Here is a 13,840-nt window from a genome sequence, read left to right on the forward strand (position 1 = left end):
TGACTGCGCGCTCGCCATCATTCTGCCAGTTCTTTGTCGATCTCTGCCCGCAGCGCCTCGTACCCGGGTTTGCCCAGCAGCGCGAACATATTGTTTTTGTACCCCTCTACACCGGGCTGGTCAAAGGGATTGACCCCCAGCAGGTAGCCGGATATCGCACAGGCTTTTTCGAAGAAGTAGACCAGGTAGCCAAAGGAGTAGTCGTCCATCTTCTCGAGCTCCAGCACCATGTTGGGCACACCGCCCTTTACGTGGGCCAAAATGGTGCCCTGCATGGCCATCTTGTTCACGCTGGACATATTCTGCCCGGCCAGGAAATTCAGTCCGTCAAAGTTGCTGGCGTCTTCCTTAATAAAGAAGTCGCTCTTGGGCTGCTGCAGGTCGATGACCGTCTCGAACAGCTGGCGGCGGCCATCCTGGATATACTGGCCCATCGAGTGCAGGTCGGTCGAGAAGATGACACTGGCCGGGAACAGCCCCTTGTTGTCTTTTCCCTCGCTCTCGCCGTACAGCTGCTTGAACCACTCGCACATCTCGCGGAAGCTGGGCTCGTATGCGGCCAGCACCTCCACGCTGTAGCCCTTGTTGTACAGCAGGTTGCGGATCGCCGCATACCGATAGCAGTCGTTTTTGTCAAGGTCCGGGTCCTCAGCCGCCTTGGCCGAGTCCTGGGCACCGGCCATCACCGCCTCCAGGTCACAGCCGGCCACCGCCATGGGCAAAAGGCCGACCGCCGTCAGCACCGAGAAACGGCCGCCCACATCGTCGGGGATGACGAAGGTCTCGTAACCGTTTTTGTCCGACAGCTCTTTTAAAGTGCCGCGGGCCTTGTCGGTGGTGGCGTAGATGCGCTCCTTGGCCCCCTCTACACCGTAGCGCTGCTCCAGCAGTTCCTTAAACACGCGAAACGCCAGCGCCGGCTCGGTGGTGGTGCCGGATTTGGAGATGACGTTGACCGAGAAGTCCACCCCATCTACCAGCGAGAGGATATCATTGAGATAGGCCGGTGAGATCGTATTGCCCACGAAGTAGATGTTCGGGGTATCTTTTTTCAGGGCGTTATAGCTATTGGATTTGATGTACTCGATGGCCGCCCGAGCGCCCAGATACGAGCCGCCGATACCGATGACGATCAGTGCCTGCGACTGATTTTTGATCTTCTCAGCCGCCGCCTTGATGCGGGCAAATTCCTCTTTGTCATAAGAGAAAGGCAGGTCCACCCAGCCCAAAAAGTCGTTGCCCAGGCCGGATTTCTGGTGTACCTGCTGGTGAGCAGCCGCCACCAGCGGTGCCAAACCGTCGAGTTCGTGGGGTCTAACAAAGGATCTTAAGTACTTGGTATTCAGTTTTACTGACATTGGACATCCCCCCTATTTGATGTATTCATTTTAGTATACGTAAGCAATATTGTCAAGTAACAGCACCGTGATGTTCGGCTTTTTGTATAGTATTTACATTTTATTTCATAATAAATAACTGTTTAGACAAATTTGAAAAGCCTGTTAAAAAATCCATTTTGGGCACTGCTTTTTTAGCTACGATGTCATATCCACCGATGCGCTGCCCCTCCAGCACAATGTCACAGCTGCCCAGCTTCTGTCCCTTTTCAACCGGCGCCGTCAGCGTCTCGGCCAGCTTTATCTCCTGGGTGATCTTGTCGGCGCTGCCTTTTTTCACCAAGAACTTACCGCTGGACTGGTACACCAGCTGTACCGCCTGCTCGGTGCCGTTTTTCACTTTCAGCGCCGCCGGGGCGGTCTCAGGCAGTTTCAGCTCGGCCATCTCGTAGTTGGCAAAGCCGTAATCCAGCAGCGTGCGGGCGCTGGCGAAGCGGTCGTTGGAGGTCTCACAGCCCATCACCACCGCCACCAGCGAAAGCCCGCCCCGGGTGGCGCTGGCCGAGAGACAGCTGCCCGCCCCGTCGGTGGTGCCGGTCTTGAGCCCTGTGGCTCCCTCATAAAAGCGCACCAGCTTGTTGGTGTTCACCAACTGGGTGGCCCCGCCCCGCAGCGAGTCCATCCACACGGTGGAGTACTTGGTAATGTCCGGGTGTTTGAGCAACTCGCAGGACATGATGGCGATGTCCCGGGCGCTGGACACATGCCCCTCCGCATCCAGCCCGTTGGGGTTTACAAAATGGGTGTTCTTCATACCCAACTGGGCCGCCCGCTCGTTCATCATGTTGATAAAGGCATCCGGGCTGCCGGCCACATACTCGCCCAGCGCCGCCGCCGCGTCGTTGGCCGACGAGATGGCCGTGGCCTTGAGCAGCTCATCCACCGTCATGGTCTCCCCCGGCTCCAGCCATATCTGGCTGCCGCCCATAGCGCAGGCGTATTCGCTGACGCTCACCTGGTCGTCATAGCCGAATTTGCCGGCGTCGATGGCCTCCATCACCAGCAGCAGCGTCATCACCTTGGTAATCGAGGCCGGCGGCATCTGCACGTCGGCGTCCATCTCGTAGAGCACCGTCCCGGTAGACTGCTCCAGCAAAATAGCTGATTTGGCCGCAACCGCCAGATCCCCTTCGGGTGCAGCGATACCGGCGGTGGGCTGGGCGGTCTCCTCATCCAGCAGCGGAAAGTCAGTGGTCGTCACCCCTTCATAGCCCAGGGCAGGCAGGGGCAAAAGCAGCGAACAGAACAGTAAAAGCGCCATAGCGGCAGCACACACGCGTCTCATACAAATCACCTCTGGTGCAAGTCTATGTTCGCCGCTTTAAAAAAAGTCGTCCTGTTTTGACTTTTTGTATGCCCCGCCCTCCATCTGGCCGTCCCATCCGCACAAGCTCGGCTCCTCATGCCCCTGCTTTTCAGCGGTCTATATTGCCCATACCGTACTGTCGGCACGTAGGTCGGCACTGCCGCGGCCCTCCACACGCCCGCTCGACCGGCCGCCACCACAACCACCTCTCCCCCATCAGGCAAAACAACTACCCCATCTATCAGTCTTAATTGGCCGGCAGGAGCCGTGTGACCGGTCACCATCAAACATCGGTGTACCACCCCAACATCACCCAAAACCACTCCAACAACACCCCGGCCGCCACCACAGCAGTTCTCTGGCACCAAAAAGATCTCTTCATTTCCCCGTGTTGCGCTCCGCGGCGCCGCCATACTCAAATATGTCCGTCTCTCTATCCGCAGCGCACCCCCGGCGCGAACACCCGCTGCGGCCAGAACACCAGAACATCTCCGCGCAAAAAACAGCCGTCGCTGCGTTCCCGCAGCTGACGGCTGTCCTCTGTCCTGTATTCTTTTCTCAAGTACAGCAAAAACTGCCCCCAAACAGTGGCAGTACGCGCAAAGTTTTGATACAATAGAAAGTGGCCGACAGACCATAGATCACCCAGCTACCGGTCATCCTCTTTTACGATGAACTCGCTGATATCGTCGAGCACCTCCGGGCAGTGGTCACAGTCGATATTGAGCGTCAGCGGCTTTGACAGGTCCTGACTGAATATACCGATGATAGATTTTGCGTTGACCCGGTTCTCGGGGTCACCGATGGTGGCGGCGGCATCGTAGCCAGAGAGTTTGTGGATAAAGAGCTTGATATCATTGGCGCTTTTAAAGAATACCTTGACGTGTGTCATTACGTAGGCCTCCCATCTTTCTATACCATATTATAGCGGATTGTCACAGGTTTGGCAATGGATATTTTGTCCTGAATGGCTAATTTTTATCCAATATTCCCCGTATAAAACTAGATGGTCCGTCAATTCACCGGCGTATATGTCTGCTTTTTACGGTCTGTTTTGCCGCCGTTCGGCGCATCGTCGACCCGGCTGCCCGCCGCCACCTATAAGCGGCTGTCTTTCTGTGACCGGTCAACACCAAAACGCCGGCATCTTACCATTCTATGCCGCCGGCACGCACACCATGTCAAAAAGGAGCGGCCCCGCCCGGGGCCTGATACAGAGTATGGATGTCACATTTTACACCTTGGGCTGCAAAGTCAACCAGTACGAGACCCAGGCCATGATCGCCCAATTTAAAAACGCCGGCTTTACCGTAGTAGAGCCCGGTCAGCCGGCCCAGGTGCTGGTGGTCAACTCCTGCACCGTCACCGCCACCGGCGACAAAAAGAGTCGCAACCGCCTGGCCCGCTTTCGGCGCGAAAATCCACACGGTCTGGTGGTGCTCACCGGCTGCTACCCCCAGGCCTTCCCCGATAAGGCGGCCGGGAGCGGGGCCGACATCATTACCGGCACCGCCAACAAGGGGCAGATCGTCGAGCTGGTCCTGGACGAGCTCGCCCGCCGCGGGGTCGGCGCCGGCAGCAGCGCGCTGCCGGTGCTGCCCACCGACGAGCCCGTGCACAGCACCATCGCCATCACCCCCTACACCGGCCACGACCGCTTCGAGCCCATGCAGGTAAAGCGGTTCGAGGGCAAGACCCGCGCCTTCGTCAAGGTGCAAGACGGCTGCGACCGCTTCTGCTCCTACTGCATCATCCCTGTGGCCCGGGGCCGGGTGCGCTCCAAGGCGCTGTCCGACATCAATTCCGAGCTCGCCGCGCTGGCCCAAAACGGCTACCGCGAAGTGGTGTTGGTGGGGATCAACCTGCCTTGCTACGGCAAAGATACCGGCCGCCGGCTGGTCGATGCGCTGGAGACTGCCTGTGCCGTCGACGGCATCGAGCGGGTGCGCCTGGGCTCGCTGGAGCCCGAGCTGCTCACCGACGAGGACCTGCGCCGCATGGCCGCCCAGCCCAAATTCTGCCCCCAGTTCCACCTCTCTTTGCAGAGCGGCTGCGACAATACCCTGCGCCGCATGAACCGGCACTACACCGCCGCCGAATACGCCGATATCGTGCGTCGCATCCGGGCCCAGTTCCCCGGTGCCGCCATCACTACCGACGTCATCGTCGGTTTCCCCGGCGAGACAGAGGAGGACTTCCTCACCACGCTGGCCTTCGTGCAGAAGATCGCCTTTTCGCGGGTACACGTGTTCACCTACTCCCGCCGCGAAGGCACCCGCGCCGCCGCCATGCCCGACCAGATCCCCAAAAAGGTCAAGGAGGAGCGCGGCGCCCGCCTCACCGCCGCCGTCGGCACGCTGCACCGCCAGTTCTGCGCCCAGCAGGTGGGCAGCACCCAGAGCGTCCTGCTCGAGCGCCAGGTAGACCCCGACACCTTCGAGGGGTACACCAAAAACTACACTCAGGTGCTCGTCACCGGCAGCGGTCTGGCTGCCGGGCAGATCAGGGAGGTGCTCATCACCGGCATAAGCGGCGACTACTGCACCGGTCAGGCTCGGTAAACAGCTGCCCGCACAAAAAAAGGCGGTCTCCGGCGGGCAGAGACCGCACCGGCAGACCGTCTTTTTTACATGTCGCACAATGTGTTAGCGGTATTGGGGTTTCAGTACATCCTGTAGGTCGGTCAGGGCTATGGGCACTTCGTAGGCCCGCAGGTCCTGGCTGTCCTCCTCCCCCTGTTTACACACCAGTACCAGTTCGGTATCGGTGAGATAGAAGGAGCATTCGTCGTCGACGTCTAGGGGCTGGTTGACGAGTGTTTTCATTTCGTTTTTCACTATCTTCAAATAGTCACTCGAATTGTTAAACAGCTCGCTCAAACGCAGCTTTGCGCCGGTCTGGGCGTCAAATACCTGCCCCGACTTATCGCTGTAGATCTTGTGTTCTCCCACCGAAAAGTCGCGGCTGGTCTTGACGCTTATCAGGTCTTTGGTCTGGCGAGTCACGCTCTGGTGGTACTCGCCGGTTGCGCGGGAATCAGAATAAGTCATGACATTGCTCTGTGAGATTGCCAGCAGCATGCTGTCGCGGGCGCTCTCTTCCAGTTGGCGGTTGATGCTCGCCTCGGCGCTTTCGTCGCCTAAGTCCGAGACGCGGACATACTCGACTTTATAGCCGAGGTTTATGTTGTCCATCACATCTTCCGCCGTAACGGTGTGAGAGCTCCCCTGGGCAAATACCGGCACCAGCAGCAGGGCACAAGTGGCCAAACTCATAAAGAGACCGATCAGTTTTTTCATGGTTCCTCCTGCCTGTGCGACAGTACTAGTTTGGCACCGTCGCCGCCAGTTACCCCAGAGAGTTCTTGGGACCGCTGGTTTTTTCGGCCAGCACCTTCACCGTCTTTTCCATTTTTTACTAAAATTTATAACCGCACATTTTCATTCCAGACTCTGGCCGCTCCCCGCCCCGGCGTCTGTCCCGGCGGCATAGCCGCAAAGGTCCTCTCCCCCCATCTGCCGCAGGAGGTGTTTTTCTTGTCCGTCAAAAAAACAGATCCCCACCCGCGCACCGGTGGCAAAAAATTCTGGCGACTGGCCGCGCTGGTGCTCATCGCCCTGCTGCTGGCCGCCGCCGTGTGGGCACTGTGGCCGGCAGTGCGGCTGCTGGGCCAGCGCGGCGCCGCCCAAAAGATCTCGGCCTATCTCGACAGCTTTGGCGCCGGGGCCGCCTTTATGTACCTGGCCCTGCAGATCCTGCAGGTCGTCATCGCCTTCCTCCCCGGCGAGCCGCTGGAGGTGCTGGCCGGCATCCTCTACGGCACGCTGCCCGGCCTGGGGCTGGCCATGCTCGGCTGCCTGGTGGGTTCGGCGCTGGTGTTTTTGCTGGTGCGCTGGCTGGGCGAAGGTTTCGCCCTGCGTTTTTTCAGCGCCGAAAAACTGCAAAAGCTCCACTTCCTCACCGAAAAGGGGCGTTTCGAGCGGCTGGTGTTCCTGCTGTTCTTTATCCCCGGCACCCCCAAAGATATCCTCACCTATGTGGCCGGCCTCACCCCCATCACCCTGCCGCGTTTTCTGCTCATCTCCACCATCGCCCGCATCCCCTCTATCGTCACCTCGACTCTGGCCGGGCACCTGCTCATCCAGGGGCGGGCCGCCCACTCGCTGTATGTGTTTCTGGCCACCGGCCTCCTGTCGCTGGCCGGCATGGCCATCTATCAAAAGATTCTGCGGGCCCACCAAAAGCGCCACGACAGCCGCGACAGCCACGAGAGCTGAGCGGCGCCCCTGAAAACATGACTTCCCCTGCTCCCAGCGGCTTTAAAGCCGCTTTTTTGTGTGCAAAAAGTCCTTTTAGCCGCACTGCCGGTTCTCTTTCTATCTGCCGATCTTCCCCAGCGCAAAATCACTTGTGTCATTCAGTAGGATGTGCTAAAATATTTTTAATATCCGTTTTCTGCTTTAGTCAATTTGCGCCAGGAGGTGTTTTTGTGTTAGACAGTGTAAACCTGCAAAAAGTGCTGGTCAAAGAGGAGTATAAACCCATGGCCGCCAAGCTCAAGCAGCAGCTCAGTGTGCTGCAGCAGTCGGTCAAGCAAAACGCGCTGCCGGTGGTGGTGCTGTTCGAGGGGTGGAGCGCCGCCGGTAAGGGCAGCAAGATCGGCGACATCATCCTCAATCTCGACCCCCGCGGCTTTAAAGTCTACTCCACCGTCTCCCCCACCGAGGAGGAAAAGCGCTACCCCTACCTGTGGCGTTTCTGGTCCAAAACGCCCCGTCAGGGCGACATCTCCATCTTCGACCGCAGCTGGTATCAGGGCGTATCGGTCGAAAAGATCGAGCAGCAGCTCGATAGCGAGACGGTAGCCGCCCGCATCAAGAGCATCCTCACCTTCGAGCGGCAGCTGGTCGACGACGGCTGCCTGGTACTCAAATTCTTTTTGCACATCAGCAAAAAAGAGCAGAAAAAACGGCTGGAAGACCTGCGCGAGCAAAAGAGCACCCGCTGGCGCGCCACCGACCGCGACTGGTACCAAAACAAGCACTACGAGGACTACTACCGCGTCTTCGACGAGATGCTCGAGGCCACCAGCACCAGCTACGCCCCGTGGCACGCCATCGGCTGCAACGACCGAAACGCCGCCCTGGCCGAGATCTACCAGATCCTCATCAAACAGATCACCGCCGCCATCGCCAAAAAACAGGCGCTGCAAAAAGACCCGCCGCCGGTGGGCCCCATCGCCATCGATCCAAAATTCAGGCTGGTGCAGGTCCCCCGGCTAGAGGAGGTCGACCTCGATAAGACCATCGACCCCGACAAGTACAAGGTGGTGCTCAAAGAGGAGCAGCGCAAGCTCAAAAAGCTGCACAACCAGCTCTACGCCAAAAAGCGCCCGGTAGTGGTGGTGTACGAGGGGTGGGACGCCGCCGGCAAAGGCGGCAACATCCGCCGGGTGGCCGCCGCTCTCGACCCCCGCGGGTTCGAGGTGGTCCCCATCGCCGCCCCCGACAAGACCGAGCTCTCCCACCACTATCTGTGGCGGTTCTGGACCCGTCTGCCCAAAGACGGGCACGTGGGCATCTTCGACCGCAGCTGGTACGGCCGGCTGATGGTCGAGCGGGTCGAGGGCTTTTGCACCCCGGCCGACTGGCACCGCGCCTATAACGAGATCAACGAGTTCGAGCGCGAGCTCTACGACTGGGGCGCTGTCGTGGTCAAATTCTGGGTGCACATCGATAAAGACGAGCAGCTGCGCCGCTTTAACGACCGGCAGAACACCCCCGAAAAGCAGTGGAAGATCACCGACGAGGACTGGCGCAACCGCGAGAAGTGGGACCAGCACCAGATCGCCGTCAACGACATGCTGCGCTACACCTCCACCGATTTTGCCCCCTGGAACATCATCGAGTCCAACGACAAGAAGTTCGCCCGCATCAAGGCCATCAAAACGCTCATCGCCGCTATCGAGGCCCGTCTCTGACCTGACCGCCGGAGGCGCTAAAAGATCGCGGCGGCCGGCCCCGCTCTCCAAACGTGCACCGCTCCCCAAAAAGCGCCGGAGGGGGGCACCTGCACTCCTGTGCCGAGCAGCTAAAAAACAGAGCACCCGCCCCGGGGACACGCTGTCCCTGGGGCGGGTGCTCTCTATATGCCCGGTACCGGCTCACACCTCTGCCCGCTGCGGCGCCGGCTGCAGCAGTTTCTTTTTCTCCCGCCGGTACAGCACCGCCAGCACCAGCAAAAAGGCGGTCCAGCCGGTGCCGGTGCCCACGCACACGCTGATGAGCCCCAGCGACCCGGCCAGCAGGTAGGTCAGCGACACCCGGATCGCGATCTGAAAGACGGTGCCGTACAGCGACACGTTGAGTTTGCCGATGCCCCTGAAAAAGCCCTGCATCATGTCGCCCATGGCCGGCATGATGTAAAACAGCGCCATCGCGTGCATGTAGGCCACCCCCTGCTGTATCACCGCCGTCTCGCCGGCATTTACAAACAGGGCGGTAAACGGCGCCGCCAACAGGTACATGCTCACCACCATCAGCGCGCCGTAGCTCCAGGCCATGACACAGCCGCGGCGAAAACCGGCAAAGATGCGGTCAGTGCGCCGGGCCCCCTTGTTCTGGGCAATAAAGGTGGTCACCGCGGTGGCGATACTGTTGCCCGGCGCCAGCACAAAGCCCTCGATGCGGCTGACGGCATTAAAGGCGGCGATAGCGTCGGTGCCCATGGGGTTGATGGCCCCCTGCAACAGCAGCTTGCCGATAAAAAAGCAGGTCTGCTGCAGCGCCGCCGACTGGCTGTACCCCACCGTCTGCCGCAAAAGCCCGGCGTCCAGCACCAGGTCCCGGCGCCGCAGGTGCAGCTGGGGCATCTTTTTGGCGGTGTAAAAATAGCACAGCACCGCCGACAGCCCCTGCGCCAGCACCGTGGCCACCGCCGCCCCCGCGATCCCCAGCTCTAACCCCACCACGAACCACAGATCCAGCAATACATTGATGGCCGAAGACAGCACCAAAAAGTACAGCGGTGAGACCGAGTCCCCGGCCGCCCGCAGCGCCGCCGTGTAGATGTTATACAAAAAGGTACACACCAGCCCGGCAAACACCACCGCCAGGTACTGCTTGGCCCCCGCCATCAGCTCCTGCGGGGTCTGCATCAGCCGCAGTACCGGCCCGGTCAGCAGCACCGCCAGCACCGATACCACCACCGTAAAGCCCAGCCCCGCCAGCACGCAGGTCGAGAACTCCCGCCGGCACTTTTTCATGTCCCCCTCCCCCCAAAAGGTGGCCATCAAGATCGAGGCCCCGGTGCACAGCCCGATGATGGTGAACATGACGATGTTCATCACCGGCGCCGCCGCCCCCAGCGCCGCCAGCGCCCGCTTGCCCACAAACCGCCCCAGTATGATGGAATCGGCCGCATTGTAAAACTGCTGAAAGATGTTGCCCACCAGCAGCGGCAGGGCAAAGCGCAGTATGTGCCCGGTCACCCCGCCGGTGGTCATGTCGCGTGTGTTCGCTCTGGCCAATGGTCTCTCCTCCTCTGTCCCGCCCGCTCACCGCGCGCGGCCGAGCGCTTTTCACATCAAAAAAGAGGGGCGTTCACCGCCGCCCCTCCAAGCGGCGCAGCAGGGCCTCGGCCCGCTGTTGTCGCCTCTTTTTTTCCTCTGGGTCCAGTGCCCAGCCGCTCTCGGTGCGGCGCAGCACGTCGCTCTCCTGCACCGCAAAGTCCAGCTGGTCCAGGGGCAGCAGGTGCAGCGCGCCGCCGTCGTCCTGACACACGGCGGTCTCGCCCTCCAGGCGGTCTACGCTCCAGTACTCCTCCACCGTCATCTCCCCCTCCTTTTTATCCAGTCTTTACACCCCCGCGGGCGGGCGTCTTTTTATCTCCTGGGGCGGTCCCTATGTGCCCCTGCCCCGCTCGCGGCGGGCGGCACATCCTCATCTTCGCGAGACGATCAGTCAAACGCAGAGTTCTACCGCTTTACGTGCGCCCGCACCGCGCTGTACACGGTCACCGCCAGCGCCACCAGCACCCCGGTGCCAAACAGCCGCACCGCCCAGTCGCCCAGCCGGCCGGTCAAAAGGCACACCGCCAGCAGCGCGGCAAAAATGATCAGCGCCGCGGCGCTCACTCCCAGTAACACCCTGTTTTTCATCTGCTCTCGCTCCCTCTAGGCACCGCCGGGCCATACCTCCGGCGCCGGTCACTTCTGCGTCTGTACGGTGATGTGTTGGCCGTCGGTGTTAAACAGCAGGTTTCCCTGCAAGTCGGTGCGGTACAGCGCCACGCCGCGGCTGCCCAACAGGTCCAGCGTCTGCTGGCTGGGGTGTCCGTAGCTGTTGCCGGCCCCCACGCAGGCCACCGCGTAGGCCGGCGACACCGCCTGCAAAAAATCGGTAGAAGTCGAGGTGTCGCTGCCGTGGTGGCCCAGTTTCAGCACGTCGGCGCGCAGGTCTGTCCCCGCGCCGAGCAGCGCCTTCTCGCTCTTTTTCTCGGCGTCGCCGGTAAACAAAAACCGGGTCTGCCCATAGGTAAAGCGCAGCACTACCGAGGTGTTGTTGGCGTCCTCGTACTGCTCGGTGGGCCCCAGCACCTCGATCTTGCCCTCGTCAAAGGAGAACTGCTGCCCCGGCGCGGCATATACCAGCTCTGCGCCGGTCTCGTCGGCCGCCTGCAGCATGTCCAGGTAGGTCTTGGTGGTGGGGGTCTTGCCCGGGGCCGATTTGGGCATCAGCAGCGTCTTGGTGGGGATGGCGCGCATCACCACGTCCAGCCCGCCGATGTGGTCACTGTGGGCGTGGGTGGCCACCACCATATCCAGCTCGGTGATCGACAGGCCCTGCAGGTAGGCCACCACCCGCTGGCCCTGGTTGTTCTCTCCCCCGTCGATGAGGATGTTCTTGCCCCCCGACTGGATGAGCGCGCAGTCTCCCTGCCCCACGTCGATAAAGTGTACCGCCCCCGGCGCCTGTGGCTGCTGCACATCCGAGAGGCCCAGCGTCTCCAGCCAGCCGCCCAGCTGCGGCAGGTAGTCCCGCCCGGCGGATACCAAAACGCAGAGCACCGCCATGAGCGCCGCCAGCAAATAGCCGTATTTTCCCTTTACCGGCCGCCTTTTCGTTGTCCGCCGCCGCTTTTGCGGCTGCCGTTTTGCGCCTGCCATCGGTCTGCCCCCTTTCCGGTAGCGGGCTTTTTACCGCGCCCGGCCGGGCTGCCCTTCTTCCCGCCGGGGCGGCGATCCCGCCCCTTTTGCGGGCGCTGCTGCGCCTTTTCCCTTCTGGCCTGCAAAATGGCCGCCGTCTTCTGGTCCGGGCACACCAGGCAGTTCTTTCCCACGCCGATCAGGTCGGCCCGGCCAGCCCGCAGCAGTGCCTCACACACCAGCGCGCGGTTCTGCGGCAAAAAGTACTGGATCAGCGCCCGCTGCATGGCCTTCTCGTGGGGGTCGGTGGCCACGTAGACCGGCTGCAGGGTAAACGGGTCCAGCCCGGTGTAGTACATGCAGGTCGACACCGTGTTGGGGGTGGGGTAAAAGTCCTGCACCTGCTGCGGGTGCAGCCCCTCCTCCTTTAAAAACAGCGCCAGGTCGATGGCCTCTTTTAAGCCGCTGCCCGGGTGGCTGCTCATCAAATAGGGCACCAAATACTGCTTCTTGCCGATCTTGGCCGTCTTTTTGTAAAACTGCGACTGAAAGCGCTTGTAGGCGGCGATAGCCGGCTTGCCCATGGCCGCCAGCACCCCGGCGCTGCAGTGCTCCGGCGCCACCTTCAGCTGTCCGCTCACGTGGTGGGCCACCAGGTGGTCAAAAAAGCTCTGGTCCTTATCTAGGTTCAGGTAGTCAAAGCGGATGCCCGAGCGCACGAATACCTTTTTGATGCCCGGTATCTTCCGCATGTCGCTCAGCAGCTCATCGTACTCCCGGTGGTCCACCTGCAGCCGCGGGCAGGGGGTCGGCGCCAGGCACTTTTTATTTTTGCACATGCCCCGCTCCAGCTGACCAGAACAGCTGGGCTGCCGAAAGTTGGCGGTGGGGCCGCCCACATCGTGGATGTAGCCCTTAAAGCGCGGGTTTTCAGTCAGCGCCTTTGCCTCTTTTAGCACCGACTGGGTCGAGCGGCAGGTGATGTGCCGCCCCTGGTGCACGGCGATGGCGCAGAAATTGCAGGCGCCAAAACAGCCCCGGTTGTGGATGATGGAGAACTCCACCTCTTTGATGGCCGGCACCCCGCCCAGCTTCTCGTAGCTGGGGTGGTAGGTGCGCTGGTAGGGCAGCGCGTACACGTAATCGAGCATCTCGGTGTCCAGCGGCTTGGCCGGCGGGTTTTGCACCAGCACCCGGTCGCCGTGCTTCTGCACCACGGTGCGCCCGCGGGCATAGTCGAACTCCCCGTACTGGATGGCGGTGGCCTTGGCATAGCTCAGCTTGTTTTCCCGCACCTTCTCAAAGCTGGCGCACTCCACAAAGCCGGGTGCCAGCTGGTCGCGGGTGGTCATATAGCAGGTGCCCCGCACATCGGTGATGGCGCTGATGGGCTCGCCGGCGGCCAGCCGGTCGGCCAACTCGATGGTCTGGTACTCGCCCATCCCGTACGAGATGAGGTCCGCCCCGCTGTCGGCCAAAATGCTGGGCCGCACCTTGTCATCCCAGTAGTCGTAGTGGGCAAACCGCCGCAGCGAGGCCTCCACCCCGCCGATGATGATGGCGCTTTGGGGGTAGAGCCGCCGCACCATGCGCGTGTAAACGGTCACCGCCCGGTCCGGCCGGCGGCCCATCTCGCCGCCGGCGGTGTAAAAGTCGGTGCTCCGGCGCTTTTTGGCCACCGTGTAGTGGTTCACCATCGAGTCCACATTGCCCGAAGATATCATAAAGCCCAGCCGCGGGGTGCCAAATTGGGTAAACACCGCCTCGTCGCCTATGTCCGGCTGGGGCAAGATGGCCACCCTGTAGCCCCGGTCCTCCAGCAGGCGGGTGATGATGGCGGCGCCAAAACTGGGGTGGTCGATGTAGCTGTCGCCGCTGATGTAGACAAAGTCCACCTGCTCCCGCCCCCGGGCCTCCATATCCGCCCGGCAGATCGGTAAAAAATCTCTCATATGTAAAATTCCTTATATCCTGTATCGCGGCAACTGCCGC

12 protein-coding genes are annotated in these 13,840 nt (G+C 61.1%); 3 read left to right on the plus strand and 9 right to left on the minus strand.

Going from position 1 to position 13,840, the window contains the following annotated elements:
• Positions 1-17 precede the first annotated feature (17 nt).
• The 3 genes from C6Y32_RS12860 to C6Y32_RS12870 all read right to left on the minus strand — a co-directional run bounded on the left by C6Y32_RS12860 (position 18) and on the right by C6Y32_RS12870 (position 3,595).
• Entirely contained in the window at positions 18-1,358 is a 1,341-nt protein-coding gene (locus tag C6Y32_RS12860; RefSeq protein WP_105205668.1) for a glucose-6-phosphate isomerase, read from the minus strand.
• A 100-nt stretch (positions 1,359-1,458) separates the two neighbouring features.
• Positions 1,459-2,682 carry a D-alanyl-D-alanine carboxypeptidase family protein gene (locus C6Y32_RS12865; protein ID WP_243562757.1) on the minus strand — a complete coding sequence of 408 codons (1,224 nt, stop codon included), beginning with the start codon at positions 2,680-2,682 and terminating at the stop codon, positions 1,459-1,461.
• A 670-nt stretch (positions 2,683-3,352) separates the two neighbouring features.
• Complete coding sequence (locus C6Y32_RS12870; protein ID WP_105205669.1) at positions 3,353-3,595, minus strand: HPr family phosphocarrier protein; 243 nt, start codon at positions 3,593-3,595, stop codon at positions 3,353-3,355.
• Positions 3,596-3,923: 328 nt separating this feature from the next.
• On the opposite strand from C6Y32_RS12870, the gene mtaB reads away from it, so the two are divergent.
• The gene (gene mtaB, locus C6Y32_RS12875) at positions 3,924-5,264 is read left to right on the plus strand and encodes a tRNA (N(6)-L-threonylcarbamoyladenosine(37)-C(2))-methylthiotransferase MtaB (protein WP_105205777.1); all 1,341 of its coding nucleotides are present in this window, start codon (positions 3,924-3,926) and stop codon (positions 5,262-5,264) included.
• Between the two features lie 84 nt (positions 5,265-5,348).
• On the opposite strand, the gene C6Y32_RS12880 is transcribed toward mtaB, so the two are convergent.
• Positions 5,349-6,002 (minus strand): hypothetical protein, encoded by a 654-nt coding sequence (locus C6Y32_RS12880; RefSeq protein ID WP_105205670.1) that lies wholly within the window; start codon positions 6,000-6,002, stop codon positions 5,349-5,351.
• 237 nt (positions 6,003-6,239) lie between these two features.
• Here C6Y32_RS12880 and C6Y32_RS12885 point away from each other — a divergent pair, with 237 nt between their 5' ends.
• The gene (locus tag C6Y32_RS12885) at positions 6,240-6,980 is read left to right on the plus strand and encodes a TVP38/TMEM64 family protein (protein WP_105205671.1); all 741 of its coding nucleotides are present in this window, start codon (positions 6,240-6,242) and stop codon (positions 6,978-6,980) included.
• 212 nt (positions 6,981-7,192) lie between these two features.
• Entirely contained in the window at positions 7,193-8,683 is a 1,491-nt protein-coding gene (locus tag C6Y32_RS12890; RefSeq protein WP_243562759.1) for a phosphate--AMP phosphotransferase, read from the plus strand.
• Positions 8,684-8,866: 183 nt separating this feature from the next.
• Here the strand turns inward: C6Y32_RS12890 and C6Y32_RS12895 are convergent, their stop codons facing one another.
• The 5 genes from C6Y32_RS12895 to C6Y32_RS12915 form a co-directional block, all read right to left on the minus strand.
• Positions 8,867-10,231 (minus strand): MATE family efflux transporter, encoded by a 1,365-nt coding sequence (locus C6Y32_RS12895; protein WP_129589456.1) that lies wholly within the window; start codon positions 10,229-10,231, stop codon positions 8,867-8,869.
• Positions 10,232-10,304: 73 nt separating this feature from the next.
• Positions 10,305-10,535, minus strand: a complete 231-nt coding sequence (locus C6Y32_RS12900) for a DUF3006 domain-containing protein (protein ID WP_105205674.1) — start codon at positions 10,533-10,535, stop codon at positions 10,305-10,307.
• Positions 10,536-10,678: 143 nt separating this feature from the next.
• On the minus strand, positions 10,679-10,861 hold the full coding sequence (locus C6Y32_RS12905) for a hypothetical protein (RefSeq protein ID WP_105205675.1): 183 nt from the start codon (positions 10,859-10,861) through the stop codon (positions 10,679-10,681).
• 48 nt (positions 10,862-10,909) lie between these two features.
• Positions 10,910-11,869: a ComEC/Rec2 family competence protein gene (locus tag C6Y32_RS12910; protein WP_105205676.1), complete on the minus strand. Its 960-nt coding sequence runs from the start codon at positions 11,867-11,869 to the stop codon at positions 10,910-10,912.
• Entirely contained in the window at positions 11,809-13,800 is a 1,992-nt protein-coding gene (locus C6Y32_RS12915; protein ID WP_105205677.1) for a YgiQ family radical SAM protein, read from the minus strand. Before C6Y32_RS12915 ends, C6Y32_RS12910 begins: the two co-directional genes overlap by 61 nt.
• Positions 13,801-13,840 lie beyond the last annotated feature (40 nt).

The organism is Neobittarella massiliensis (ex Bilen et al. 2018), assembly GCF_900289145.1.
Lineage (GTDB): Bacteria > Bacillota > Clostridia > Oscillospirales > Ruminococcaceae > Neobittarella > Neobittarella massiliensis.

Coding starts and splice junctions, on each gene's coding strand:
- C6Y32_RS12870 (WP_105205669.1), bottom strand. CDS start 3,595: ATGACACACGTCAAGGTATTCTTTAAAAGCGCCAATGATATCAAGCTC.
- C6Y32_RS12915 (WP_105205677.1), bottom strand. CDS start 13,800: ATGAGAGATTTTTTACCGATCTGCCGGGCGGATATGGAGGCCCGGGGG.
- C6Y32_RS12865 (WP_243562757.1), bottom strand. CDS start 2,682: ATGAGACGCGTGTGTGCTGCCGCTATGGCGCTTTTACTGTTCTGTTCG.
- C6Y32_RS12905 (WP_105205675.1), bottom strand. CDS start 10,861: ATGAAAAACAGGGTGTTACTGGGAGTGAGCGCCGCGGCGCTGATCATT.
- C6Y32_RS12900 (WP_105205674.1), bottom strand. CDS start 10,535: ATGACGGTGGAGGAGTACTGGAGCGTAGACCGCCTGGAGGGCGAGACC.
- C6Y32_RS12910 (WP_105205676.1), bottom strand. CDS start 11,869: ATGGCAGGCGCAAAACGGCAGCCGCAAAAGCGGCGGCGGACAACGAAA.
- mtaB (WP_105205777.1), top strand. CDS start 3,924: ATGGATGTCACATTTTACACCTTGGGCTGCAAAGTCAACCAGTACGAG.
- C6Y32_RS12860 (WP_105205668.1), bottom strand. CDS start 1,358: ATGTCAGTAAAACTGAATACCAAGTACTTAAGATCCTTTGTTAGACCC.
- C6Y32_RS12880 (WP_105205670.1), bottom strand. CDS start 6,002: ATGAAAAAACTGATCGGTCTCTTTATGAGTTTGGCCACTTGTGCCCTG.